The 20,538-nt window shown below is 60.8% G+C and carries 21 protein-coding genes and 1 tRNA gene; 5 read left to right on the top strand and 17 right to left on the bottom strand.

From position 1 onward, the window contains the following. The 9 genes from EKA13_RS20505 to EKA13_RS20465 form a co-directional block, all read right to left on the bottom strand. The coding region (locus EKA13_RS20505; protein WP_141685668.1) for a ParA family protein at nt 1–197 on the bottom strand (197 nt) is incomplete at its 3' end. 42 nt (nt 198–239) lie between these two features. Further along, complete coding sequence (locus EKA13_RS20500) at nt 240–452, bottom strand: AlpA family transcriptional regulator (RefSeq protein ID WP_003158604.1); 213 nt, start codon at nt 450–452, stop codon at nt 240–242. 118 nt (nt 453–570) lie between these two features. After that, nucleotides 571–1,326 (bottom strand): hypothetical protein, encoded by a 756-nt coding sequence (locus EKA13_RS20495; protein WP_003158603.1) that lies wholly within the window; start codon nt 1,324–1,326, stop codon nt 571–573. A gap of 551 nt (nt 1,327–1,877) precedes the next feature. After that, complete coding sequence (locus EKA13_RS20490) at nt 1,878–3,806, bottom strand: tyrosine-type recombinase/integrase (RefSeq protein WP_003158602.1); 1,929 nt, start codon at nt 3,804–3,806, stop codon at nt 1,878–1,880. Between the two features lie 241 nt (nt 3,807–4,047). Further along, nucleotides 4,048–4,121 (bottom strand) — tRNA-Gly (locus EKA13_RS20485). 150 nt (nt 4,122–4,271) lie between these two features. After that, nucleotides 4,272–5,156 carry an alpha/beta fold hydrolase gene (locus tag EKA13_RS20480; protein WP_065761122.1) on the bottom strand — a complete coding sequence of 295 codons (885 nt, stop codon included), beginning with the start codon at nt 5,154–5,156 and terminating at the stop codon, nt 4,272–4,274. Nucleotides 5,157–5,477: 321 nt separating this feature from the next. Next, nucleotides 5,478–6,170: a pseudouridine synthase gene (locus EKA13_RS20475; RefSeq protein ID WP_065761121.1), complete on the bottom strand. Its 693-nt coding sequence runs from the start codon at nt 6,168–6,170 to the stop codon at nt 5,478–5,480. Between the two features lie 32 nt (nt 6,171–6,202). Further along, nucleotides 6,203–6,424: a cysteine-rich CWC family protein gene (locus EKA13_RS20470; protein ID WP_065761120.1), complete on the bottom strand. Its 222-nt coding sequence runs from the start codon at nt 6,422–6,424 to the stop codon at nt 6,203–6,205. After that, the gene (locus EKA13_RS20465; RefSeq protein ID WP_065761119.1) at nt 6,421–7,896 is read right to left on the bottom strand and encodes a sensor domain-containing diguanylate cyclase; all 1,476 of its coding nucleotides are present in this window, start codon (nt 7,894–7,896) and stop codon (nt 6,421–6,423) included. Before EKA13_RS20465 ends, EKA13_RS20470 begins: the two co-directional genes overlap by 4 nt. Nucleotides 7,897–8,107: 211 nt before the next feature. On the opposite strand from EKA13_RS20465, the gene EKA13_RS20460 reads away from it, so the two are divergent. Then, nucleotides 8,108–8,581, top strand: coding sequence for a hypothetical protein (locus EKA13_RS20460; RefSeq protein WP_176717459.1), 474 nt, complete (start codon nt 8,108–8,110; stop codon nt 8,579–8,581). 55 nt (nt 8,582–8,636) lie between these two features. On the opposite strand, the gene EKA13_RS20455 is transcribed toward EKA13_RS20460, so the two are convergent. Next, entirely contained in the window at nt 8,637–9,755 is a 1,119-nt protein-coding gene (locus EKA13_RS20455) for an enoyl-CoA hydratase/isomerase family protein (RefSeq protein WP_065761117.1), read from the bottom strand. A gap of 129 nt (nt 9,756–9,884) precedes the next feature. Here EKA13_RS20455 and ung point away from each other — a divergent pair, with 129 nt between their 5' ends. Further along, nucleotides 9,885–10,577, top strand: a complete 693-nt coding sequence (gene ung / locus EKA13_RS20450; protein ID WP_065761116.1) for a uracil-DNA glycosylase — start codon at nt 9,885–9,887, stop codon at nt 10,575–10,577. A 61-nt stretch (nt 10,578–10,638) separates the two neighbouring features. On the opposite strand, the gene EKA13_RS20445 is transcribed toward ung, so the two are convergent. The 5 genes from EKA13_RS20445 to EKA13_RS20425 form a co-directional block, all read right to left on the bottom strand. Then, a complete protein-coding gene (locus EKA13_RS20445) occupies nt 10,639–11,670 on the bottom strand; it encodes an AbrB family transcriptional regulator (RefSeq protein ID WP_065761115.1) in 1,032 nt (343 codons plus the stop codon). Beyond that, nucleotides 11,663–13,177 carry a tripartite tricarboxylate transporter permease gene (locus tag EKA13_RS20440; RefSeq protein ID WP_065761114.1) on the bottom strand — a complete coding sequence of 505 codons (1,515 nt, stop codon included), beginning with the start codon at nt 13,175–13,177 and terminating at the stop codon, nt 11,663–11,665. The genes EKA13_RS20445 and EKA13_RS20440 overlap by 8 nt, the downstream gene beginning before the upstream one ends. A 1-nt stretch (nt 13,178) precedes the next feature. Continuing rightward, on the bottom strand, nt 13,179–13,637 hold the full coding sequence (locus EKA13_RS20435) for a tripartite tricarboxylate transporter TctB family protein (RefSeq protein WP_065761113.1): 459 nt from the start codon (nt 13,635–13,637) through the stop codon (nt 13,179–13,181). Between the two features lie 96 nt (nt 13,638–13,733). Beyond that, nucleotides 13,734–14,714: a Bug family tripartite tricarboxylate transporter substrate binding protein gene (locus EKA13_RS20430; protein ID WP_065761112.1), complete on the bottom strand. Its 981-nt coding sequence runs from the start codon at nt 14,712–14,714 to the stop codon at nt 13,734–13,736. Between the two features lie 33 nt (nt 14,715–14,747). Next, on the bottom strand, nt 14,748–16,037 hold the full coding sequence (locus EKA13_RS20425; RefSeq protein WP_065761111.1) for an OprD family porin: 1,290 nt from the start codon (nt 16,035–16,037) through the stop codon (nt 14,748–14,750). Nucleotides 16,038–16,238: 201 nt separating this feature from the next. On the opposite strand from EKA13_RS20425, the gene EKA13_RS20420 reads away from it, so the two are divergent. Continuing rightward, nucleotides 16,239–16,910 (top strand): response regulator, encoded by a 672-nt coding sequence (locus EKA13_RS20420; protein WP_065761110.1) that lies wholly within the window; start codon nt 16,239–16,241, stop codon nt 16,908–16,910. Next, a complete protein-coding gene (locus EKA13_RS20415) occupies nt 16,903–18,282 on the top strand; it encodes a sensor histidine kinase (protein ID WP_065761109.1) in 1,380 nt (459 codons plus the stop codon). The genes EKA13_RS20420 and EKA13_RS20415 overlap by 8 nt, the downstream gene beginning before the upstream one ends. Here the strand turns inward: EKA13_RS20415 and EKA13_RS20410 are convergent. Both EKA13_RS20410 and ygfZ read right to left on the bottom strand, forming a co-directional pair. Continuing rightward, on the bottom strand, nt 18,279–19,088 hold the full coding sequence (locus EKA13_RS20410; RefSeq protein ID WP_065761108.1) for an HDOD domain-containing protein: 810 nt from the start codon (nt 19,086–19,088) through the stop codon (nt 18,279–18,281). The genes EKA13_RS20415 and EKA13_RS20410 overlap by 4 nt on opposite strands. Before the next feature lie 61 nt (nt 19,089–19,149). Continuing rightward, nucleotides 19,150–20,091 carry a CAF17-like 4Fe-4S cluster assembly/insertion protein YgfZ gene (gene ygfZ, locus EKA13_RS20405; protein ID WP_065761107.1) on the bottom strand — a complete coding sequence of 314 codons (942 nt, stop codon included), beginning with the start codon at nt 20,089–20,091 and terminating at the stop codon, nt 19,150–19,152. A gap of 134 nt (nt 20,092–20,225) precedes the next feature. On the opposite strand from ygfZ, the gene EKA13_RS20400 reads away from it, so the two are divergent. After that, complete coding sequence (locus tag EKA13_RS20400; RefSeq protein WP_065761106.1) at nt 20,226–20,480, top strand: FAD assembly factor SdhE; 255 nt, start codon at nt 20,226–20,228, stop codon at nt 20,478–20,480. Nucleotides 20,481–20,538 lie beyond the last annotated feature (58 nt).

Raw genomic sequence — 20,538 nt, 5'->3', positions numbered from 1 at the left:
TCGTTGAAGGCCAGCAATTCATAGATACCGCCCGGCGCGCGGTGAGCCAGCTCATAGTATGAGGACAAGGTGGGCTGCACATCGAGGTCGAGCAGCAGCACGCGCAGTCCGGCGTCCGCAGCGAGACCGCCGAGGTTCGCAGCGGTGGTAGTCTTGCCGACCCCACCTTTGGTTGAAATGATGGATACGACCTGCATGGCGTTCTCCGTGTCAAGATGAAAAGTCCGCGGGAGAACGGGTCAGGCCCGGTTGTTGACGCGCTCGTCGATCCACTGATCGATTTCGATGGAGTCCCAGCCCACGGCGCGCACGCCCAGACGCAGGGCCTGCGGGAACTGGCGTTTCTTCATCAGGTTGTAGATGTGGGCGCGCTTGAAACCTGATTTCGCTTCGACTTCTTCCAAGCGCAGGATGCGGCGCTCGTTTGGCTGCAGTACAGATGTTTGCGACATGGCAGTCACTCCTGAACGCTCAGCGGCGTTTGTTGGCGTGACCTCTATTCAATAGACACGGCTGCGAAAAGACATTGCAAATGCAATCTCCGCGACTGCACATACAAGCTGGCAAATCTCAGCGGGAGGCGCTACGCAGCCGGCGCCTGGCGGTGGCAAACTTACCGTTCAATGTCCGCTCCGCGATGCCCATGGCGCCGCTGTGATGGGCGACCAGCGCGCTGACCACGGCCTCCTGCGTCTTGAAGCTGGAGTACGGCGTGCCCGATGGCGACTGGCCGAGCATCAGCTCCAACAGGCCGCCAACGATGTTCAGGTAGGTGGCCTCGGCTCGATCACTGATCGGACACTGCGCGCATGCCGGAATCACCGTGGGCTGCTTGAGCAGCGCGTCATGCTTGTCCTGCAACTCGCGAAGCTGACGTTTGGTCTGTTCCAGGACGGATTTCAAAGCCTGGCGTTCGACCAGCATGGCTTGCCCTGTTTCCAGAGAGATGAAGGGATGGGTGATGCGCTCGCTGCGGGAGAAGAGAAAGCCGGGCCGCTGCTCGGGGTAGTGCTGGCGCATCCAGCACTTCAGATCGACATGGCGCACCGTCAGATCAGGCGATTCGATCAACGTGGTGTCGCGCGTCGTGATGCCGTGCTGCCCGAAGGGCAGTTCCCCGTTGAGGATGCCGTCATAGATGCGGTCGGTGTACAGCCGCAGTTCGCCCAAACGTGGGCAGTCCAGCGACTGCGGCAGATTCATCGGCGACGAGACCGAAGCCAGAATCACCTGCTCGTATCGCAGCAGTCCGGCCCAGCGGATGGACGCTTCGAGCGGGCGGTAGAACACCTTTGATGTTGGTGCATCATTTTTGTTCTCGTGCATGCTCCGTCTCCTTCCAGGAGAAGAACTACAGGGCCGACTGCTTTTGCAGCCGTCCCCATGGTCGGCCTGTTGTCCGCGCAAGACGCGAGTGATGACGCCCGCTTTTGATTACTTCTGATCAGTTCGCGCAACGAGTAGGCGTTGTGTGCTCGATGTACAAAAATCCATTGAGCACAAGAAAAGCGAGCGTCCGTCGCGGCTCGACAGTGACGCTTGCGCTATCAGGATCGTGAGAAGTGGCGGTTCACGCAAAACCGTATCGGTATGGTCTGATACGGCAGCGGTTTGAAAAAGCTGCGAGCGGTCGGAATCTATTGATCGGGGCTTGGGATTGGCTGCGGAAATCCGCTGGCGTCATATCCGATCAGGATACTGATATAGCGAGATAGCATCACAGAGAAGTCGCCTATGGTGACTGCCAAGCGCAGATTCGACGCTAAACACTGCCTGCCAATACTTGGAAATCGCGAGTTGGCGGGTGGTCATGCAACGATCGACCTATTGGTTCCCTGCTTGGACCTTGACCGGACGGGCTGCCGTCCGGCCTCAGCTCAACGGGCGACCAGATCTTCGGGCGTATCAACCAACATTGCCGTTTTTACCAGGCGCTCTACAGTCTGCCTGGCCAGCACCGGAGATACTTCCGATTGCTCTGCAAGCTCATCGGTTTCTATGGCATGTGCGGCGACCAGTCGAGCTGCAAGATGCAGGTTGGTCGGATCGACTGCCTCGATGACTGGACACTTGCCCAGGGCATCGTATGGCCGCAGCAGTGCGTGATAGATGTGCCAGGTGTCGATGCCGCGCGGCACCAGCTTCAGGACAGCCTGAATCAGCTTGCGTTTGATGGGGTCGAGTTGCCAGTCCGGGACGCGCTGTCCACGGTGACCCAGATGGATCGACAGGAGATTGCCAGCCTGAATCTCGTAAGTGATCCAGCGGCGGGACTTGCCAACCAGCTTGGCGTAGTCGGCCACCGACAGGTTGTGGGATGCCTCGAACATCTCCAGCAATTGCAAGCGCTCGCGCTGCACCTCTGACAGCGTGGGTCGCGCGTACTCGGGCAGATGCACCGCCGAAAGTCGATAGACGGAAGCTGGAACCGCTGGCGCATCCGGTGCAGGCGCAACGATCAACTGAGGGGCGTTTGGATTCAGGGCGGGCGGCTGCGCTGCCGCCTGTCCGGCAATCGTGGGCAGACCCTGCAGCGTGATGGTCAGGTGCGTGCTGGCAACTTCGAGCTGATTCTGCTCGAACAAGTCCAGGCGGTCGGCCCAGTCTTGCATCATGACGCGGCGCTGCTCGACGTACTCGGCGTGGTTGTAGGTCGCGCTGATCCGATCCGGATCGGCATGCGAGAGTTGGGCGTCTACCCACTTGGGCGGATAGCCCAATTCATTGAGCGCGGTCGATACGGTGGCGCGAACGCCGTGCCCAGTGAGCTGATCTTCATAGCCCATGCGCTTGAGCGCGCCATTGAGCGTGTTCTCGCTGAGAGGTTTTTTCAGGCACCAATCACCGGGGATGAGATAGACCTGCGCTGGCTTCAGATTTCCCAGCAGATGACGAACGACTTCTTGTGCCTGCAACGACAGTGGCACGATGTACGGCGGGATGTCGGCGAAACGCTGGCGCTTCTTCTTGGTGAGCTGCTTGCGTTGCTTGAGCCTGACAACCGGGATGATCCACAGACCGCGCTCCAGATCGAACTGATCGGGCGTGGCGTAGCGCAATTCACCGGTGCGCACGCCCGTGAGCAGCAGCAGACGTAGACCCAGTTGCGTATTCAGGCGGCCGCTGTACTTGCGCAACGTCTGCAGCATGGCCGGCAGTTCGGGCATGCGCAAAAAGGGGTTGTTCTCCACCGGCGGCAGCGGCATCGCCACCACATCCAAATCCTTGGCCGGGTTGTCGCCCATGTTGGGCACCACCACCGAGGCGTAGGTGAATAGCTGGCTGAACCAGGTGCGCAGCTTCTCGGCGACCGACAGCGAGCCACGTTTTTCCACTCTGCCGATGATGTCCAGCAGGTGGGCGCGAGTGACGTCGTAGACGGTCAGGTGGCGCAATACGGGAAACACATCCTTGGCGAAGACGCGCCCGATCTGTTTGGGCGTGCTCTGGCGGCCCTCATTTTCCAGAGAGAGGCTGCGGTGGGCCAGCCATTTGTCGTAGATGGCCTGGAAGGTGTGCTCGCCCGCCAGGACAATCACGTGGCGTTTGCGCTTGCGTTCCGAATGCGGGTTGATGTCCTTGGCCAGCATGGCCCGGGCCTCGTCGCGCAGATGACGGGCATCTTTCAGGGAAAGCGCGGGATAGCCGCCGAAGGACATGCGCTCGCGCTTGCCGCCCCAAGTGAAGCGGAAGTGCCAGGCCTTGAAGCCGGTGGCTGAGATATGGAAGTAGAGACCGTCGAAATCGACAAGCGAATACGCCTTGCCGGTCACCTTGGCCTGTCGAACCTGGAGGTCTGAAAGCATGAGCCCAACTCCTGCGAAACGAGTTGGATGCCATGTTCCCGACGGAACCCCGGCTCCTCCAGCAACAATACGGTTTTGGGAACCTCCGCATTGCCAATGTACCACTCAACGTACCAGTTGGAACCGGCTGTGAGTGGATTTCGCTGGATGTCAGTGGATCGATATTGGGTGAAAATCCTCAATCCTGACAATGACTTACGACGTTCCCTGGCGTTCGGCGGAAGACCCTGGAAAGTCGAAGTGGAGCGGGTGAAGGGAATCGAACCCTCGTTATCAGCTTGGGAAGCTGGAGTAATGCCATTATACGACACCCGCTTTGCAGGACGACTTTGTACCAGAAGTGAGGCGGGAATTGAAGCCTTTCTTCACGCATGTTGTGCGGTCGGCCGGTAACGCAAGGTCTGCATCTTGCGAGTGCCCGAAGGCGTGTGATGCAGGTTGCTGCGTTACCGGTGACCCCGATGCTCAGAGGGCAAAGGCATGCTCCCCCAGGGTAAACGGTGTGCGTACGCGGTGTTCCCGAGGCGATGGGGTGAGGAAACTCAGCAGTGCATCGCGCGAGTCGCGGCAAGCGGCCTTGTGTTCCATGTCGAGGAAGTGGCCGGCGCTCTGGATGCGGCTGAAGTGGCTGTTGCGCACGTGTTTGCTGAACTGCTGGGCGTCTTCGGTGGTGGTGTATTCGTCCCATTCCCCGTTCATGAACAGTACCGGGATGTCGATGACACGGGCCGAGCGCAGGGCGTTGTCCAGGTCGTGTTTGAGCACCTGGTTGATGTGGAAGTGCATCTGCTTGTATTCGTGGTTGTCCAGGCTGCTGACATGCCGGTAGTTGAAGCGCTTGAACAGCGATGGCAGGTGCTTGCCGATGGTGTCGTTGACCAAGGCGCCGACTTCGTAGCGGTCGCACTTGCTCAGGTAGTGTGAACCGCGCTCGAGGTAGTCGCGCATCGGTTCGTTGATCACCGGCGAGAACGAGCTGATCACCGCCTTTTCGATGCGCCGTGGCTTGTGGGCCAAGGCGAGCAGGGTGCAGGCGCCGCCCCAAGAGAAGGACATGATGTGATCGGCAGCAAAATGGTCGATCAGTTCCAGAAGGATCTGGCCTTCGATTTCTTTGGTCAGCAGATGGTCGTTGCGGTTGTGCGGTTTGGACTTGCCCGAATAGGGTTGGTCGTACAGCACAACGTTGAATTGTGGGTGCAGGTTACGCACCGTCTGGGCGAACGAGGCAGTGGTTGCCAGCGATCCATTGATCAGGATGATCGTCTTTTCGGCGGCGTCTGCGCGATAGAACTCCGTGTAAACCCGGTACTGACCTTGTATATCCAGCACAGCAATTTCTGGCCTCATGTCGTCGACTCCTGGCGCAAGAAAGGGTAATCGCGCAAGCAAGATTGCACGTTCTTTATGACAGGTAGGCATACGCCTTGAAGTGAAACTGAGGGCCCTTGTCGATCCGCTACAGGCTGGTCGACGGGTATTGTTCTAGGCGGGCAATCTGCCGGACCCCATCACTTCGAGGTGCTGGTAGCCGGCAAAAAGGTGTCTTTGACTACGGTTGTGACTGGAAAGTCACATGCAGACCGACGTTTGGATTCAAGCAGCCATGTGCTGAACCCGCAAGTGCCATTGGTGTAATTGGCGATATTTTTCTGCCAGGCGGTCGTGACGTCAGAACGCGCTGATTTCGTCTGGGCGCAAGGCGCGGTACTCGCCGGGCAGCAGCGACGGGTCCAGTTGCAGGGGGCCCATGTGTTCGCGGTGCAGGCGTATTACCTTGTTGTCAAAGAAGCCGAACATCCGTTTGACCTGGTGATAGCGGCCTTCGACGATGCTCAGGCGAGCGCTGTGTGGGCTGAGTATCGTCAGGTCTGCCGGTTGCGTGGTGAGGTCTTCAAAGGCGAAGTAGAAGCCTTCACGAAACTTTTCGATGTAGTGCTCGTCGATGATGTGCTCGGTTTCGACGTAGTAGACCTTGGGGAGTTTGGTCTGTGGCTGGGTCAGGCGCCTGGACCATTGGCCGTCGTTGGTGATCAGCAGCAGGCCGGTGGTGTTGTAGTCGAGGCGGCCGGCGATGTGCAGGTCGTGTTTGTCCGGCTCGTCGAGCAGGTCAAGGACGGTGCGGTGCTGTGGGTCGACCGTGGCGCTGACGCACCCCGCTGGTTTGTGCAGCATGAAATAGCGCAGTGCTCTGCCGGCTTGCACAAGCTGATCATCGACTTCGATTCGGCTGAACTCGCGCACCTCATGCCGTGGGTCGCCGACCTGCGTGCCATCGACGCGTACGCGGCGTTCTGCCAGCAGCAGGCGAACTTGCTGGCGGTTGTAGCAGGGCAGGTTGCTGAGAAAACGGTCGAGGCGCATGGGGCGAGAGGGGCCAGTATCGGGTGCGCAGTTTAGCGCTTTGCGGCGTCCTTGGCTGCCTGCAGTTGGGCTTCTACTTGGGCGCAGCGCGGGCACAGGCAGGCTTTGTCACGCAGCTCGGCCGGCAGTGCTTCAAGCACCTGCGGGTCGATGCTGACGCCGTAGCACCAGCAATCGTGCGTAGCGCTGCGAGGGTTGGCGAGGCTGCAGTGGTTGCTGGCACCGCAGGCCGGGCAGAGGTTGGGCTCGTTCATGCGTGATCCGTGCAGACGCGGTTGCGCCCGCTTTGCTTGGCGCGGTAAAGCGCGTGGTCGGCGCGACCGATCAGGGTGTGTAGCGTATCGTCCGGGCGCAGGCTGCTCAAGCCGATGCTGACGGTCAGCTTGATGTCGGCGTCGGCATAACTGAACGCCAGTTGCTCGGTTTTCTGGCGGATCTTTTCTGCAACACCGAGTGCCTGTTGATGCTCGCTGCCCTGGAGTAGCACGACGAACTCTTCGCCGCCCCAACGGCAGATGATGTCGGAGACGCGCAGGCAGCTCTCCAGTACGCGGGCAAACTGGCGTAACACTTCGTCGCCACCCAGGTGGCCGTAGGTGTCGTTGAGGGCTTTGAAATGATCCAGGTCGAGTAGCAGCGCCACCAGCGGTTTGGGCTCGCGCTGGGCTTCGAGCAAGGCTTGTGCGGCAAGCAGGTCGAAGGCCCGGCGGTTCGGTAAGCCGGTCAGGCTGTCGAGGGTGGCCAGGGCCTGGATGCGCTCGTGGTGGCGTTTGATCATGGCATTGAGCAGCGAGAGTACGACCAGGGTGATCATCGCGCAGATCGCCAGGTTGATGTACAGCGATTGGAGGATGCTGTCCAACCGGCCGTCTTCATGTTTTTCGACGAACAGGTACCAGTTCAGTTCCGGGATGAAGCGCACGTTGAGGAACTGGTTGTGGCCGTCGGCACTGCGGTATTCGCGGCTACCGCTGACGGGGATGGGCATCTGCTGAGCCAGGTCACCCAGCCCTTTGACGTCGCTCAAGTGCTGCCCGGTGCGCATGCCCTGTGGGCCGCCATCAGAGCCGGTCAGCACGATGCGGCCCTGGCGATCAGCGAAGTAGACACTGCGCATGTAGCGTTTTTGGTAGTCGTCGATGCACTTGATGACCGATTCGAGGCTTAGCCCGACACCGGCGGCACCGATGAAGTTGTTCTGGTAATCAAGGACCTTGTAGTTGATGAAGATGGCCATGTTGTCCTGGTTGGCCATGTCCAGGTCGACGTTGATTTCGTAAGGCGCATCGAGGTTGCGAAGGCGGAAGTACCAGGCATCACGGGCTTCCTGCAGGTCGATCTGCTTGAGTACACCCTGGGCCTGGAAGTAGGTGTGGGTGAGGTCGGAGACGAAGAAGGCGGTATACGCGCGATTGCGAGCCATCACCTCGTTCAGGTAGCGGGTCATGCGCTCAGGCTCGTGTTCCCCGGCCAGCACCCAGTCGCGCAGGAAGGTGTCGTTGGCCATCATCGATGAAATGAGGATGGGGCGTACCAGGTCTTTCTGAATTTCCGAGTAGAGGGTGTCGGCAGTCAGTGGCAGCTCGGTGTTGATGATGTTGTCACGGATTGAGTTGCGCGAGGCGAAGTAGCTGAGCAGAGACGTCGCGAGAAAGCCGCAGCCGAGCAAGAGCAGTAACGCCAGGATCAGCGAGCGTTGTGAAAACAAGGCAGAACGAGACGGCATGGCATTTCCGTTGCTAGTACCAGTGGCTCGTATTCTAGTGGTCTTGAAGAAAAATAACTGGATGATTTTTAAGGTTATAAGCCTTGTATCAAATTATTTCATCTGCGGCACCGAGCGCGCTTTTGCGTGTCTGATGTTGTGCCGGTCGATGACTATCGATCGGCGCCGACCAGCGCCGCTGGATGGCAGCTTAGCGGTCCAGGAGGCCGCCATGTATCGCCGACTTTTGCTGATTGTAGTGTTGGGTTCATTAATGGCTGCGTGCGTACCTTATGGAGACCATGGCTACTACCGCAATGACGTTTACACCGTAGATCGTTACTCCTACCGAGACTACGACCGGCCTTCCTACTCGTATGGGCGAGGCTACTATGTGGTGCCTCAGCAGCGTTATTACGCGCCTGCGCCACGTTACTACCGAGCCGCCCCCGAGGCTTACTACAACAACCGTTACCAGGGCCGTGGTTATGACGCCCGCTACCGTCATGACGAGCATGGCTACCGGGATGCGCCTCGCCGGGACCGTGATGGCTGGCGTGGTAATGACCGAGGTCAGTGGCATGATGGCGGGCGGGACGCTGGTCGTGGTCGGGACCATGGTCGTGGCCAGGATTACGGCCGTGGTCAGGATCATGGCCGTGGCCAGGACCGTGATGGCAGGTCAGATCGCAACTGGAACCGCTGACATCTGCTAGGCCCCCGGAAGGCATCGCCTTGCGCGGACTTACCTGCAACAGCACCTACATGAGTGGCTGTTGCAGGTCTGCCAGCGGATGGCGGCCTTCCCAAGCCTTGTTGAAATGCGCCTCGACCACTGCTGCGGGTACATGGCTGATGTCTGGCCAATGCCAGTGGGGCTTCTGGTCTTTGTCGATCAGGCGTGCGCGCACCCCTTCGGCGAATTCCGGGTGGCGACAGCAGTTCAGGCTGATGGTGTATTCCATCTGGAACACCTGAGCCAATGACAGGTGCCGCGCACGAGCAATCTGTTGCCAGACCAGCAGCGCGGTGAGTGGGCAGCCCTCAAGCATCGTCTGTGCGGCACGGTCGAGCAGGCTATCGGGTTGATGCCTTAGCTGGGCGATCGCGCGCCAGGCGCAGACCGGATCACCGACATCAAGCAGGTTGTCCAGCTGTTGGCGGCGGGGCAACCACTGCGCGGCTGGCAGGGCAGGCAGGGCTTCCTGTTGCAGGGCTTTTAGCAGGCTGTTCAGTTGCAGGGCCGTTTGTTCCTGCCAGTTCAGTTGCAGCAGGCCTTCTATCAGGCTTTCCTGTTGATCCGGGGTCATGAAGCGGTCGGCCAAGCCCAGGTCCAGTGCATCGTGGGCGTTGATCGGTGCGCCGGTCAGGCCCAGAAAAAGGCCCAACTTGCCGGGCAGGCGCGAGAGAAACCAACTGCCGCCGACGTCCGGGTACAAGCCAATACTGATTTCTGGCATGGCCAGGCGGCTGTTTGGGGTGACGATGCGCACGCCGGCCGCTTGCAGCAGCCCCATGCCTCCACCCAGCACATGGCCGTGGCCCCAGCACAATAGCGGTTTGGGGTAGGTGTGCAGGCAGTAGTCCAGGCGATATTCGGCGGCAAAGAAATGAGCGGCCATCGGCGGTACTTCACCGGGCCGATCAAGGCAGGCCTGGGCCAGGCTGCGTACCTCGCCGCCAGCACAGAACGCCTTGTCACCGTTACCACGCAACAGTACGCAGGCAATGCGCGGGTCTTCAGCCCAGGCCTGCAGGTGCGTGTACAGCGCCTGGACCATCGGAAGTGACAACGCATTGAGTGACTGTGGTGCGTTCAGGCTGGCGATACCAATGCCAGCACCGTCAACACCGGTCAATACTTCAAACGCCACGCTCATGGGGAGGTCTCGACAGGTTTATCCCGAAAGTATGGTCGCTGATGGTGATCGTGCCGGTCGTCGGTCGGATCGATTGACAAGCACGAGCGGGTTTCCTAGTGTCCGCCCCATTGTTTTCTGGATGACACCATGACCGACGACGACCGTATCAAACTCGAACCCAGCTGGAAGCAGGCCTTGCGCAGCGAGTTCGACCAGCCCTACATGCAGGAGCTGAAAGACTTTCTGCGCCAGGAGCATGCTGCAGGCAAAGAGATCTACCCGCCAGGGCCGATGATTTTCAATGCGCTGAATTCCACGCCGCTGGATAAAGTCAAAGTGGTGATTCTTGGCCAAGACCCGTACCACGGCCCCGGTCAGGCCCATGGTCTGTGTTTTTCGGTGCAGCCAGGTACGCCTACACCGCCGTCGTTGCTGAACATTTACAAAGAACTGCAGCGCGACCTGAACATCGACATTGCCAACCATGGCTGCCTGCAGCACTGGGCTGAACAAGGCGTGTTGCTGCTCAATACCACCATGACTGTCGAGCGAGGCAATGCGGCGTCCCATGCCAACAAGGGCTGGCAGCACTTCACCGACCGGATTATTGAAGTGGTGAGTGAGCAGCAGCCAAACCTGGTTTTCCTGCTGTGGGGCGCGCATGCGCAAAGCAAGCGCAAATTGATTGATGCCACCAAGCACCTGGTCCTGACGTCGGTGCATCCATCGCCGTTGTCGGCTTACCGTGGTTTTCTCGGGTGTGGCCATTTCAGCCAGACCAATCGCTTCCTCGAGCAGCGTGGCCTGGCGCCTATCGATTGGCGCCTGCCGCCTGCGTAAATGAAGCACCTCCTGTGGGCTGCGCAAACCGTTTGGTTCGTCGGCTTGCGCAAGTGGCAGGTTATTCGCTGTGCCGGGTCCAGTGGTGAAACAAGGGCTCGGCCAGAAACAATACAAACAGCAGGCGCATGACCTGCAACGCCGTCACCAGTGGCACTGACAGTTGCAGGGTTTCGGCGGTCAGGCTCATTTCCGCGATGCCGCCCGGCATCATGCCCAGGGTCAGTGAGCGCAGATCGAGGTGGGTAGCGAGGCTCAAGGCCCAGGCGGCGAGCCCCGCGATCAGCATGCTCAACGAGGTGGCAATCAGTGTCCGCCCAAGAAAGGACGGCGCGCGGCGGAAGAACGCCCGGTTGAAGTGACAGCCCAGGCCGCTGCCAATCAGCCATTGGCCGATCTGGCTGGCGCCGTCTGGCAAGCCGATCTGCAGGTTCCAGCCAATGCTGACACTGGCGGCGACCAGCAATGGGCCGAACAACCAGGGGTTGGGCTGGCGCAGCCGTTGCCATGCCCAGGCCGTTAGCCCGCCCAACGGGAGCACCACGACCAGCCAGCGCCAATCGACGTTGCCGGCATGCAGCAGCGGTACACCGTCGCCGAGCAGGAACTTGAAGGCGGCAGGTACGCACAGCACGACCACCAGCACCCGCAGGCTTTGCGCCGCTGCGACGTGGCTGAGGAACGCGCCATTACGCGCCCCCAGGTTGACCATCTCCCCTGAGCCACCCGGCATGCTTGAGAAGAATGCCGTGGCTCTATCTTCACCGGTTCGACGCAACAGCCAGACCCCGACCACGCTGGACAAGCTGGTAAGCAATGCACCGAAGAAGATCAGGCCAAAGTGGCTCGCCACCTGCTCGACCACCGCTGGGGTGAAGTGCAGGCCGATGCCGACACCGATTATCCATTGTCCGCCTTTACGGCCGCCGGGTATTTCCTTCAGTTGCCAGGGTGTCAGGCAGCGCACCAGGATGACGGCGAGCAGCGAGCCGACCATCCAGGGCAATGGCCAGCCGACCTGGCTGGCGAGAAAGCCGCCTGCCAGGCCGACCAGTGCGGTTGCCCACCAGCCTTGTGGTGCTGAATCAGGCATCGGCCAGGGCACGTCGCTGCACGCTGCGTTTACGCCAGATACGCAGCAGTGGCAGTACCAGCATGAACGCAGTCAATACCCATACCGACAGGCTGATCGGGCTGGCCCAGAGGATGTCCAGCGCACCGTTGGAAATCGACAGGGCCCGGCGCAGGTTCTGTTCCATCAAACCACCAAGGATGAAACCGAGCAGGATTGGCGACAGCGGGAAGTCGAGCTTGCGCAGGATGTAGCCGAAGATGCCGATGCCGATCATCAGGAACAGGTCGAAGGTGGTGGCGTGGACGGCATAGACACCAATGGCGGTAATGATCGCGATCACCGGCACCAGCGCCCAGTTCGGCACGGCGAGAATACGGGTGAACAGGCGAATCATCGGGATGTTCAGAATCACCAACATGATGTTGGCGACGAACAGCGACGCAATCAGGCCCCAGACGATATCGGGTTGTTGTTCGAACAGCAGTGGCCCCGGGGTGATGTTGTACAGGGTCAGGGCGCCGATCATCACGGCGGTAGTGCCCGAGCCCGGCACGCCGAGGGTCAGCATCGGTACCAGAGCGCCGCAGCAGGATGCGCCAATCGCCGTTTCTGGCGCAGCCAGGCCGCGTTTGTCACCTTTGCCGAACGTGCCGCTGGCGCCCGCGATACGTTTTTCGGTCATGTAGGCCACGGCGCTGGCCAGCGTTGCGCCAGCACCCGGCAGCACGCCCATGATGAAACCGAGCAAGCCGCAGCGAATGTTCACCACGAACACTGATGCCGCTTCCTTGAGGTTGAACAGCATGCGTCCGGTGGCTTTTACGGCTTCGTGGCCGTGGTGGGTTTTTTCCAGCAGCAGGAGAATCTCGCTGATGGAGAACAGGCCCAATACCAGGACGACGAACTGGATACCGTCGGCCATGTGCACGCTGTCGCCGGTGAAGCGGTACACACCACTGTTGGCGTCAATCCCGACACTGGACAGGAACAGGCCGATCAAGGCGGCGATAAAGGTTTTCAGCGGCCTGTCCCCGGCCATGCCACCGAGGCAGACGATGGCAAAGACCATGAGCACGAAGTACTCGGCAGGGCCGAAGGCTATTGCCCATTTGGCCAGTAACGGCGCGAACAGCACCATGCCGCAGGTGGCGATCAGGGCGCCGATGAACGAGCTCCAGGCCGACAGCGACAAGGCCACGCCGGCCAGGCCCTGACGTGCCATCGGGTAACCGTCGAGGGTGGTCATGACCGTGGAGGCTTCGCCCGGGATGTTGAGCAGGATCGAACTGATCCGCCCACCGTACTCGCAGCCCAGGTACACCGCTGCCAGCAGGATCAGCGCCGACTCTGGCGGCAGGCCCAGGGCAAAGGCAATGGGGATCAACAGGGCTACGCCGTTGATCGGGCCCAGGCCCGGCAGCAAGCCGACCACGGTGCCGATCAGGGTACCGGCCAGGGCGGTGACCAGGTTGTAGGGGCTCAGGGCAACGCCGAAGCCTTGGCCCAGATAGCTGAGGGTATCCATGTCAATTCTCCAGAATGTCGAGCAGGCCAAGGGGCAGCGGCACATCCATCACCCGGTCGAACAACAGGTACAGGGCAATGCTCATCACGCCGATGATGGCGGCGCTGGGCAGCCAGCGACCGCCGTACAGGCGTGCCATCGGTACTCCGATCAGGATGCTGCTGAGGATGAAGCCCAGCGGTTCAAAGGTGGCTGCGAAGACCAGTAACAGCAGTACACAGACGCCGATCTTGTTCAGCGTGGCGCGGTCCAGCGCCGGTTCATCGTCGCTGTGCACGATGGGGGTGGGGCGAAACAGCAGGTACAGCAATGCTGCGCTCATCAGGCCAAGCATCAGCAGAGGATAGGCGCGGGGGCCGACCGGTTCGTAGGAAAAGGCGGCCTGGTAGGGCCAGGCCATGACGGCCAGGACGGCGCATGCCGCCAACAAAACGAAGGCGAAGAGTCGTTGCAGGATCATGGTGAATCCTCTTTGGGGCAGGGGATCGCCGGCAAGGCTGACGCCTACGGGGCGGTGTAGGTGCCTTGCCAGCGATAGGCTTTCTGGATAAGCGGGTTATTGAACCAGGCCGAATTCCTTGGCCAGGGCCTTGTAGTCCGCCACCTGTTTCTTCACGTAGGTGTCCAGTTCATTGCCCGTCAGGGCGAAGGGGAAGAGTTCGCGCTGATCACGCAATGTGGCGAAGTCTTCAGAGGCCAGCAGTTTGTCGAAGGCATCTTTCCACCAGGCATATTCTTCGTCTGTGACCTTCGGCCCGAGGTAGAAGCCGCGCACTACTGGCCAGACAATGTCGTACCCCTGTTCCCTGGCGGTGGGGATGTCTTTCATTTCCGGCTCATCCAGGCGTTTCTCGGCAAACACCGCCAGCAGGCGCATGTTGCCGCTCTGGATGTGCGGCATGGAGTCGGAAATGTCGGTACTGCCCACTTGAATGTGCCCACCCAGCAGTGCCGTGGCGATTTCACCGCCGCCTTCCAGCGCCACATAACGCAGGTCCCGCGGGTTGATCCCGGCAGCCTTGGCGATCAGTGCGGTCTGCATCCAGTCCTGGCTGCCGACGGTACCGCCCGAGCCAATAACCACTTTGCTCGGGTCTTTCTTCAGTGCCGCGACCAGATCGTCGAGAGTCTTGTAGGGGGAGTCGCTCTTCACTGCAATGGCGCCATAGCTGGTGCCGACTGCCGCCAGCCAGCGTACGGCGTTTTCATCGAAGCGACCGAACTTGCCTTGGGCCAGGTTCAGCAGCGAGCCGCTGGACCAGGCAACCAGGGTGCCCGCATCGGCGGGGCGCTGGGCAACCACGGCGTTGTACGCCACGGCGCCGACACCGCCGGGCATGTAGGTCACGCGCATCGGTTTGGTGAGGATTTTTTCGTTGACCAGTGCGCTCTGTACCAGCTTGCAGGTCAGGTCGAAACCTCCACCGGGCGAAGCCGGGGCGATGCATTCGGGGCGTTTCGGTTCGCCAGCCAGGACATGGCCGGCCAGTAGCAGGCAGCTAGTGGCAAGGGCAATACGGCGCAGGGAAAAGGTCATGGTCATTCTCCTCGGATATTATTGTTATTGGGCTTACCACAGCGCCACGTTGTAGCTCACCAGCAGCCGCACTTCGTCGGCGTCACGGGCGAACGACGAGCGGTAGGTCGCGTTGCGCAGGCGTACGGCGACGTTCTTGAACGTGCCGCTCTGGACGACGTACTTGAACTCGCTGTTGCGTTCCCACTCCTTGCCCTCGCCGCCGTTGGCCAGGCTGACATTGTCGCCGTTTATGTAGCGGCTCATGAAGGTCAGGCCAGGTATCCCCAGCTTGGCGAAGTCGTAGTCGTAGCGCACCTGCCATGAGCGCTCATCGGCACCGGCGAAGTCGTTGATCTGGACGAAGTTCACCAGGTACGGGTCGGAGCCGTCGACATACGGGAAGGCGCTGTCACCGGACATATGCTGGTAGGCGGCGCTGAGCTTGTGCCCGTTCAGGGCGTAGCTGAGCAGGCCATTGAGCGCGGTGTTGTCGATCTTGCCGCCACGGGCCTGGCCCTGGTCATCGCTGAAGGCCATGCGCAGGTCAGCGCCGAAGGTGCCAGGGCCCATCGGCTGGCTGGCGAGCATGCCGACGAAGTGCTGGCGGTACACATCGTCGAGCTGGGCGTAGTGGTAGCTGCCGGTGATCCGGTCGGTGAACCGGTAGTCCAGGCCGGCCATGTCGAAGTGGTTGCCGGCGACGGTGCCGAGAAAGCGACCGTTCTTGTTGTTGAGGGCGATGTCTTCCTTGTTGGTGTCGTCGCGGTCCTTGGCCTTTTCCAGGCGACCGCCCGTAAAGGTCAGGTTCTTGATTTCCTTGGAGGTCAGCAGGCCGCCCTCGAAGGTTTGCGGGAGGATGCGCCCGTCATTGGGCTGCAGGGTCGGCAGTTCGGGGATCAGCGTACCGAGCTTCAGTTCGGTGGCGGAGATCTTCACCTTGCCGGTCAGGCCCAGCTTGGAGTACTCATCGGCGGCATAGCCATTGTCGTGGGTCGGCAGCAGGCCGGTGCCGGTACGGTCGGGGCTTGAGTCGAGCTTGATGCCCAGCATGCCCAGGGCATCGATGCCGAAGCCAACGGTCCCTTCGGTGTAACCGGACTCCAGGTTGAGCATGAAACCCTGGGCCCATTCGTCGCGTTTGGATTGCTGGGCGCTGGTGCCGTCGCGAAAGTCACGGTTGAAGTACATGTTGCGGGTTTCAAAGCTGGCACTGCTGTCTTCGATGAAAGCGGCCTGGCTCAGCGGTGCAACGCCAGCAAGGGCGAGTGCGCTGGCAATAGCGGTAGGGCGGGTACGCAAATGACGGGTAGGCGCGAACGCCTGCAGCTGCATCGACAGCATGGTGGATCACTCCGTTATTGTTCTTATTAGCGCGAGCCTTGAGGTTCGCTTATCGGCTTCCAGAGAGGGCCGTGAAGGGATGCTATGAGGTGAAGCTTTCACTAACCTTTCAATGCACTTTCATTGCGACGATGGCTTCACAGTGGTTGTCTCGGCTGTACACTCCGCGCCATTGACCGCGACGTAACCGGGGAAAAAACGATGCGTGTTCTGCTCGTCGAAGACCATCTGCAACTGGCCGAAAGCGTGGCTCAGGCACTCAAGGGCATCGGCTTGACCGTCGATATGCTGCACGATGGCGTGTCCGCCGACCTGGCCCTGGCCAGTGAGGAATATGCGGTGGCCGTGCTTGATGTCGGCTTGCCGCGCATGGATGGCTTTGAAGTACTGGCGCGCCTGCGCGCACGCGGCAAGAACGTGCCGGTGCTGATGCTGACTGCGCGAAGTGACGTCAAGGATCGGGTGCACGGCCTGAATCTGGGCGCCGACGATTACCTGGCCAAGCCGTTTGAACTGAGTGAGCTTGAAGCGCGGGTGAAGGCGTTGTTGCGCCGTACGGTGTTGGGAGGGGAGCGCCAGCAGCGCTGCGGGCCACTGGTCTATGACCTTGATACCCGGCGCTTCACTTTGGGTGATGAGTTGCTGACACTGACCTCCCGCGAGCAGGCAGTGCTTGAAGCGTTGATCGCTCGTCCTGGGCGGGTGATGAGCAAGGAGCAGCTGGCGGCGCAGGTGTTCGGTCTGGATGAGGAAGCCAGCGCTGATGCCATCGAAATCTACGTGCATCGCCTGCGCAAGAAACTCGATGGTCAGCCAGTGGCGATCGTTACCTTCCGGGGGCTCGGCTACCTGCTTGAGCACCGCGATGCGTGACTCAGGAAGCCTTCGCGGGCGGCTGCTGTGGAACCTGGCGCTGCTGCTGGTGGTGTTGATGGTGGCCAGCGGCCTGAGCGCCTATTGGAACGGACGAGAGGCTGCCGACACCGCTTACGACCGCACGCTGCTGGCCTCGGCGCGAACCATTGCGGCCGGGCTGTCCCAGCGCGACGGTACCTTGAGCGCCGATGTGCCTTATGTAGCGTTGGACACCTTTGCTTATGACAGCGCCGGACGTATTTACTACCAGGTCAACGATATTAATCAGCGTTTGATCTCCGGCTACGAAAACCTGCCGCCACCACCACCGGGTACGCCGCGCACTGACGACTACCCGGCGCTGGCGCGTTTCTACGATGCCCAGTACCTGGGGCAGGACGTACGCGTGGTCAGCCTGCTCAAGGCGGTGAGCGAGCCGAACATGAACGGCATGGCCGAAATTCGTGTTGCCGAAACCGAAGAGGCGCGGGTACGCATGGCCCGCAGCCTGATGGCCGACACCTTGCTGCGGCTAGGGATGCTGGCGATTGGTGCGTTGTTCCTGGTGTGGTTTGCGGTGAGTGCCGCGCTGCGCCCGCTGGAGCGTTTGCGCCGAGCGGTGGAGGAGCGTCAGCCGGACGACTTGCGACCGCTGCCGCAGGTGCAGGTGCAACGAGAGCTCGGGCCGATGGTGCGCGCCTTGAACCACTTCACTGAGCGCCTGCGCGGGCAGTTTGAGCGTCAGGCGCAGTTCATTGCCGAGGCGGCCCATGAACTGCGCACACCGCTGGCAGCGTTGAAAGCGAGGGTCGAGTTGGGGTTGCGCGCGCAGGAGTCGCAGGTGTGGCGTGACACTCTTGAGGCAACCGCCCAAAGTACTGACAAACTGACCCATCTGGCCAATCAGTTGCTGTCGCTGGCGCGGGTGGAGAACGGTGCCCGGGCAATTGCCGAAGGCGGGGCGCAGTTACTCGACCTCAGTCAGTTGGCGCGTGAGTTGGGGATGGCCATGGCGCCATTGGCTCATGCCCGTGGTGTGGCGCTGGCGCTCGAGGCGCCGGAACCGGTGCAGTTGCGTGGCGAACCAACCTTGCTCAGTGAGTTGCTGAGCAACCTGTTGGACAACGCCTTGGCCCATACCCCGCCCGGTGGCAACGTGATCCTGCGGGTCATGGCGCCGGGTGTTCTTGAGGTGGAGGATGATGGGCCGGGAATCCCGGCGGCCGAGCGCGAGCGGGTCTTCGAGCGGTTCTACCGGCGTGGCGCACAGGGTACCGGCCTGGGGCTGGCCATCGTGGGTGAAATTTGCCGTGCACACCTTGCCCAGATCAGCCTGCACGATGGTGAAGGTGGTGGCTTGAGGGTGCGCGTCAGCTTCACCCCGGGCTAGCGGAACATGTGCCGAGCGCTGAGCAGGTCGCTGCTCAGCAGGGGGGTGTTGGCCGGTAACTTCAGGTGCGCGTAGGCCGGCAGCGAGGCGAGGGGACGCTCGCGTCCGCTGGTATCGCTGATGGCGCGAGCAATCTGAACGATATCGACGTAATCGATCTGCTGGGTTCGGCGGTCGAGGTCCTGGGTCAGGCTTGGCAGTTTTGCCAGTTGCTCAGGGAACTCCCAGACACTGAGGATCTTGTCGCCCAGCGAGGGATGAATCTGCTCGATGATGTGGTTCAGGCATACCGGATCGGACAGCAGTTCGTTGTGTTCTTCGGCGTAGGTTAGGATGGGCAGCACGCCGATTTGGTGAACCAGGCCGGCGAGGGCGCCCTGATCAGGCTTGAGGTTGGTGAAACGTAGGCAGATTTCATAGCTGATACCTGCAATCTCCAGGCTTTTTGCCCAGATTTCGCGCATTTTCTGCTCGACGGCTTCTGAGCGCGCATGGAAGATCTGCTCGATCACCAGGCCGATAGCAAGGTTACAGCTGTAGTTGATGCCCAGGCGCGTGATGGCTGCTTGCAAGTCGGTGACTTCGCAGGCTGCGCGCAGTAGTGGGCTGTTGACCACCTTGATCAGGCGCGCCGAAAGGGCTGCGTCGCGGCGGATCACTTTGCTCAGGGTGCTGACGCTGATCTCGCTGTCTTCGGCCGCTTCGCGAATACTCAGGGCCACCTCCGGCAGGGTCGGCAGCACCAGGTCGTCGTTGTCGATGGCGGTCAGCAATTGTGCTTCGACCATCTTTGCCAGCGTGTTCATTGTGATTCTCTACCGCATTCAATGAGGGCCCTGACGTACTGTGCGGCAGGGCGGGGCTGGCTCAACGCTGGATTTCGCGGTCGCGATCCAGCTCATAAGGTAACGACAGCAATTGCAGGCTCGGGCCTTCCAGGCTACCCAGGTGCAGGTTGCCGTCTTCTGCTGCGTCGGCCTGGAGCACAGCCAGCAGTTCGCAGCCGTGTTCGCTGCGGGCCGCCAGCACCACCTCGCCAACGGACGAGGCGTGTACCGGAGAAAACAGTGCGCTGCCCGGCTCTGGAAGTGGGCCGTCGATCAGGGCCAGACGGTACAGTCGGCGCTTGAGCTTGCCCAGGTACTGCATGCGCGCGACGATTTCCTGGCCGGTGTAGCAGCCCTTCTTGAAGCTGACACCGCCTACCGCTTGCAGGTTGATCATCTGCGGGATGAACAGCTCGCGGGTCTGCGCCATGACCTGGCCAATACCGGCGCGCACCTGGCCAAGCAGCCAGTCGTTCAGCTCGCCTGCTGCCAGGTGGGCAGCCAGGTGGCTGCGTACCTGGTCGGCATTCGCCGCCGGGCACCAGAGTTCAATGCGGCCTTCCGAGACGGCAATTGCCATCAGTCCATCATGAGCTACAAATTCGTCGGGCTTGGCTGGCGCCGTGATGCCAAGCCCTTGCAGCGCCTGTTCAGCATGGCTCAGGCCGAAGCGAACCCAGGCGGCGCTTTCGTCGGTGAGCTTGGCCTTGGAGAACACGGCGTACTTCTTGAGGTCCGCCAATTGTGGCTCGATCAGCTCGCTGGCCATGGCCAACACATAGCCGTCAGCCTGCGGCAGGATGCGGAAGCTCGACTGCATGCGGCCCTTCTGCATGCAGCGGGCACCCAGGCTGGAGGTGTGTTCATTGAGGTAATTGATGTTGCAGGTCAGTTGACCTTGCAGGAACTTGCCGGCGTCCGAGCCGCGGACGGCGAGGACGCCCTCATGAGACAAGGTGCAGAAAAAAGCGGAATCGGCCATGGGTCATCGCAGGGTGATAAGACTGGGGCTCATCATAGAGCGCCGTCGGAAAAATAGGTAGGTGAACTAGACCAATGCCTTGTGCCTGGCCTTGCCTACCCTTGTATACTGGCCGCCTATTTGAGGAGGGCTCCATGGTCGAACAATCTGAACTCAACCGGCTCTTTTGGCACAGCCGCCGTGGCATGCTCGAGCTGGATGTGCTGCTGGTACCTTTTACCCAGGAAGTCTATGCGACCCTGAGCGAAGCGGACCGCGAGTGCTACCGCAACCTGCTGGCTTGCGAAGATCAGGACATGTTCGGTTGGTTCATGGAACGTACCGAGTCCGAAGACCCTGAGCTGCAGCGCATGGTTCGCATGATCCTGGACCGTGTCCAGCCCAAGTGACCGCTTCGAATGTCGCTGGCAAGCCTCTCGGGGGTTGCTGGCGGCCTACCTGTTCGGC

Origin of the sequence: Pseudomonas defluvii, assembly GCF_001695625.1 — a bacterium.
Lineage (GTDB): Bacteria > Pseudomonadota > Gammaproteobacteria > Pseudomonadales > Pseudomonadaceae > Aquipseudomonas > Aquipseudomonas defluvii.
The sequence above is the reverse complement of the archived record's forward strand: the minus strand, read 5'-3'. Positions and strand labels throughout refer to the sequence as shown.

Bases quoted from the DNA above. Each gene is read 5' to 3' on its own strand.
- EKA13_RS20500 (WP_003158604.1), bottom strand. From the start codon at position 452: ATGTCGCAAACATCTGTACTGCAGCCAAACGAGCGCCGCATCCTGCGC.
- EKA13_RS20495 (WP_003158603.1), bottom strand. From the start codon at position 1,326: ATGCACGAGAACAAAAATGATGCACCAACATCAAAGGTGTTCTACCGC.
- EKA13_RS20490 (WP_003158602.1), bottom strand. From the start codon at position 3,806: ATGCTTTCAGACCTCCAGGTTCGACAGGCCAAGGTGACCGGCAAGGCG.
- EKA13_RS20480 (WP_065761122.1), bottom strand. From the start codon at position 5,156: ATGAGGCCAGAAATTGCTGTGCTGGATATACAAGGTCAGTACCGGGTT.
- EKA13_RS20475 (WP_065761121.1), bottom strand. From the start codon at position 6,170: ATGCGCCTCGACCGTTTTCTCAGCAACCTGCCCTGCTACAACCGCCAG.
- EKA13_RS20470 (WP_065761120.1), bottom strand. From the start codon at position 6,424: ATGAACGAGCCCAACCTCTGCCCGGCCTGCGGTGCCAGCAACCACTGC.
- EKA13_RS20465 (WP_065761119.1), bottom strand. From the start codon at position 7,896: ATGCCGTCTCGTTCTGCCTTGTTTTCACAACGCTCGCTGATCCTGGCG.
- EKA13_RS20460 (WP_176717459.1), top strand. From the start codon at position 8,108: ATGTATCGCCGACTTTTGCTGATTGTAGTGTTGGGTTCATTAATGGCT.
- EKA13_RS20455 (WP_065761117.1), bottom strand. From the start codon at position 9,755: ATGAGCGTGGCGTTTGAAGTATTGACCGGTGTTGACGGTGCTGGCATT.
- ung (WP_065761116.1), top strand. From the start codon at position 9,885: ATGACCGACGACGACCGTATCAAACTCGAACCCAGCTGGAAGCAGGCC.
- EKA13_RS20445 (WP_065761115.1), bottom strand. From the start codon at position 11,670: ATGCCTGATTCAGCACCACAAGGCTGGTGGGCAACCGCACTGGTCGGC.
- EKA13_RS20440 (WP_065761114.1), bottom strand. From the start codon at position 13,177: ATGGATACCCTCAGCTATCTGGGCCAAGGCTTCGGCGTTGCCCTGAGC.
- EKA13_RS20435 (WP_065761113.1), bottom strand. From the start codon at position 13,637: ATGATCCTGCAACGACTCTTCGCCTTCGTTTTGTTGGCGGCATGCGCC.
- EKA13_RS20430 (WP_065761112.1), bottom strand. From the start codon at position 14,714: ATGACCTTTTCCCTGCGCCGTATTGCCCTTGCCACTAGCTGCCTGCTA.
- EKA13_RS20425 (WP_065761111.1), bottom strand. From the start codon at position 16,037: ATGCTGTCGATGCAGCTGCAGGCGTTCGCGCCTACCCGTCATTTGCGT.
- EKA13_RS20420 (WP_065761110.1), top strand. From the start codon at position 16,239: ATGCGTGTTCTGCTCGTCGAAGACCATCTGCAACTGGCCGAAAGCGTG.
- EKA13_RS20415 (WP_065761109.1), top strand. From the start codon at position 16,903: ATGCGTGACTCAGGAAGCCTTCGCGGGCGGCTGCTGTGGAACCTGGCG.
- EKA13_RS20410 (WP_065761108.1), bottom strand. From the start codon at position 19,088: ATGAACACGCTGGCAAAGATGGTCGAAGCACAATTGCTGACCGCCATC.
- ygfZ (WP_065761107.1), bottom strand. From the start codon at position 20,091: ATGGCCGATTCCGCTTTTTTCTGCACCTTGTCTCATGAGGGCGTCCTC.
- EKA13_RS20400 (WP_065761106.1), top strand. From the start codon at position 20,226: ATGGTCGAACAATCTGAACTCAACCGGCTCTTTTGGCACAGCCGCCGT.